Annotated in this window: 2 protein-coding genes; one reads left to right on the top strand and one right to left on the bottom strand. The window is 57.6% G+C overall.

Features of this window, described 5'->3' with window-relative positions; genetic code table 11:
* Nucleotides 1–167 (bottom strand): IS66 family insertion sequence element accessory protein TnpB (tnpB, locus tag GGI60_RS32600; RefSeq protein WP_281414090.1); only part of this gene is annotated, 167 nt, incomplete at its 3' end.
* 1,606 nt (nt 168–1,773) lie between these two features.
* Here tnpB and GGI60_RS31555 point away from each other — a divergent pair.
* Nucleotides 1,774–3,066, top strand: a complete 1,293-nt coding sequence (locus GGI60_RS31555) for an LLM class flavin-dependent oxidoreductase (protein ID WP_246720547.1) — start codon at nt 1,774–1,776, stop codon at nt 3,064–3,066.
* The last annotated feature ends 416 nt before the right edge of the window (nt 3,067–3,482 follow it).

Consider the following 3,482-nt stretch of genomic DNA (forward strand, 5'->3'; position numbering starts at 1 on the left):
AGGCAGAACCCTTGGCCGTCCCACCACAGAAGTTTGATACGGTCGGCGCGTTTTCCGCGGAAGCCGAAGATTGCGCCTGAGCCCGGCGCCTCCTTGATAGCCGTCTCAACGAGCGCTGAAAGTCCCCCCCGTGCAAGGCACACTGCGGAGTCGAGGTAGCAAGGCATTATGAAACGCTGAAGATCGCTTCGTGAACGGTCAGCGAGTTTGTGCGCTTTCGCTAGGAGCGCTTCTGCTTCGCTTCCAACCGGAAGAACATACCCCCCGTTGGCGAAGGATGTGCGGAACAGGCAAGTCAAAGAGACTGCGGCGAATTGATTCACCCCGCTCAAATTGCCTCGTGCGACCCTGCCAGTACGTGGAAGATCAGCACCGCCGCTACAAACCTGAAATTCCCAAGGGATTTTGTACAGGTCAAGCTTAGCTTAGGCAGGGCAGGAACGCCTCACGGCAGATCCGCTCTCATCGGAAGCCTACTGGTTTTGCAAAGATTAAATTAACAATTCTGGCGATACCTGCGGCTAGAGTCATCTAATTGGCGTCTCAACGCATCACGCCCTGCGACACTGGCCCCCGACAACCAGGGCAGCGGTCGTCGCCTCTTGGGCGGGAGGAAGACCCACGAAGGGCCCAGTCGAGAGCGGATGTGTCAACTACCAGATGCCGCAGTATCGATGATTGCTCAAGGGCAGTAAAAGCCATGTACCCTTTTTTGACCAGGACGTACAAGCATGCCGAGCAACGTGACCACGCTTGAGATTTCTAAGTACATCGCTACAGCAGAGGAGCTGGCGCGCCAGTCCGGCCTCACGCTTACGATGGGCGATGATTTTAAGGAGTATATTGGTATCACCAGCAGACTCCCCGGAAAGTCTCCGACTTATCCAAACTTCCATCCGGATTGTTCCGATTTACAACCAGGAAGAGCCTTTTGGATCGTGGGGCGGGACGGAGAACAAAAGGTAGCGCATGTCCAGGCAATGCGTTTAGATAATATATCCAACACCAGCCTTGCTGAGCACCTCCGGTCGCTCAGAGCCTGCTTTGCGGATCCCGGTCTCCGAGCCGGGGTTGGTTCCGCGTGTAGCTGTGACGCTCCGACCGCTCACAGCATCACCGGGCTAGTAGCATACCGCGGTGACTTGTGGTTACGGGAGGACTTTAGAGGACGCGGCCTGATGGCTTTCCTTGGACGGCTGGCGTTTGGACTCGCATGGAGCAAATGGTCCCCGGATTTCATTTACGGGCTAGTCGCCGGCTGGTACATCGAAAAAGGCATAGCCGATCGCTGTGGTTATCGGCACCGAGAGCCCCACGGGGCACTCCTGCGCTTGCCTGCTCAGGGAATCGACGACGACGATTGGCTCGTTTGGTTGACTCGAGACGATCTATTGACGATGCTTTTGCGTCCTTCAGAAATGGCGGACGCTTGGAGAGAGCACACTGGCGATAGCGGTCCCTCTCCGGACAGTCGTAGCGCATCATGCTGATCTGACCCGGGCGCGCGATGATCGCGCACGGTTGGGACCGCCTCACCGATCCCACCCAGGGACGCGAGGTCGCAATTCTTCGCGAAAGGGCATGTCAGAGCACTGTGGAAAGCTCGAGTTCATCGATCAACGGCGGCATTGCGCAAAGCCCTTCTGACTCGAAATTGAAGTCAGGCAATCTGTTTCTGTTCTGCCAGCGCCAGGCGCCCTACCTCACCGCGGCCATGGCACGATCTTTGCTTCAATGCGGGATAGTGATCAAAACCAAATTGAAGGGCCTGCAATGTCGCGTCAGATGAAGTTCGTAGCGTTCCTTATGGCGGGGCCAACGTGCCATCACCACGCCATGTGGCGCCATCCGGAATCCGAAAATAGGTTTTTCGACCCGGCATTCTGGGAAACGCTGGCACGGACACTTGAGGTCGGTAAATTTGACGGTCTTTTTTTCACGGACACACTGTCCTTCTACAATGAAACCATCATGGCGAGGGGCGGGCAGATGTCCTTACTCGACCCTGTCCCGCTCGTCGCGATAATGGCGCGGGCGACATCGCGGATCGGACTCGGCGTAACGATATCGACGAGTCCCCAGGAGCCATATTCGATTGCCCGCCTGCTTTCCTCGCTTGATGTGCTGAGCGGCGGCCGGATCGCCTGGAATATCGTGACTTCCGCAAATGACCTGGGGGCGCAGGACTTCGGCAATGAAGCGCGGCCGCCGCGCGGCGAACGCTATGACCTCGCTGAGGAGGTCCTCAAGATCTCTCGCGCCATGTGGGCTGGGTGGGCCGATGGTGCGCTAGTCGTCGATAAAGAAAGCGGCATGTTCATTGATGAGCGGAAAGTGAGCCGCACGGAGATCGCGGGAAAATTGGTCGGGGTGAGGGGCATGTTCGCCGTTCCCCCGAGCCCGCAGCGGCACCCTGTCATCATGCAGGCGGCAACGTCACCGGGAGGGCGCAAGTTTGCGGCGAGCTACGCCGAGCTTGTTTTTACTCTCGAGCGTTCGCTGCCGAACATGCAGGAATTCTATGCCGACATGAAGGACCGCACCGACAAAGCTGGGCGGAACCCGGACGATTGCGCTATCCTCATCTCGGTGGACCCGATCATCGGTGAAACGGAATCGATCGCCCGCGAGAAGCAGGCTTACATCAATGAAATGGTGGACGCTCACCTCGGCATCGCGCTCGTGTCGGCTCATACCGGTCTCGACTTGTCGCGATATCCAGCCGACAAGCGTATTGACGAGATCCCGACGGAGAACGGCTCGGGCGGCTCCATTGACGTCATCCTCAAAGGGACGGAAGGTATCAATCTCACGCTCGGCGAAGCGGCCAAGCGTTTTGCCACGAGCGAGCTTTGTCCTCAGGTTGTTGGGACGCCCCAGAGCGTGGCCGACCAGCTTCAGGAATTATTCGAAAAGAAGGGTTGCGATGGCTTCATTGTGAGCCCCACAGAAATGCCCGGCTCCTTCGAGACGTTCACGAGATCGGTGGTCCCGATCCTCCAGAAGCGTGGCGTCTTCCGCAAGGAGTATCCGGGCTCGACACTAAGGGAAACGATCAAAGCCTAATCGGTGCGCAATCCTCTTCTATCGCACGTGGCAATCACACTCCATCTGAAGGTCTTGGGTGTCCGAAGACTGAACTTCTGTGGGCTTCTGTCTCCGCCTCGTTCTGGAACTTCTCTATTCGGCGTGTTAACGTCGAGCGCTATCGAGCCTTCCACTTTCACCGCTAAGTCGGCGTCCGTCACAGTGGCCTGCTGCCGGTTTCATGGACACCGAGATAAGGCGCTCCAATCCGGTCGACGTTTCACCCAGATTGGTTCAAAACCGGGGCAGCGCGCCGCGCCATCTTGTCCTCGAAGGAGGTAATGCCAAGCATCCTTTACGGTATCCATCCGAGCAGGGCCGCGGGATTTCGGGCGCCGCGCGTGGTAACGTCGGTTGATGGAGATCGATGAGGACAAGATCGACGATGCCGTTTT

The sequence above is a fragment of the Rhizobium lentis genome (assembly GCF_014200175.1).
In the GTDB taxonomy this organism is placed as follows: Bacteria; Pseudomonadota; Alphaproteobacteria; order Rhizobiales; family Rhizobiaceae; genus Rhizobium; species Rhizobium mulingense.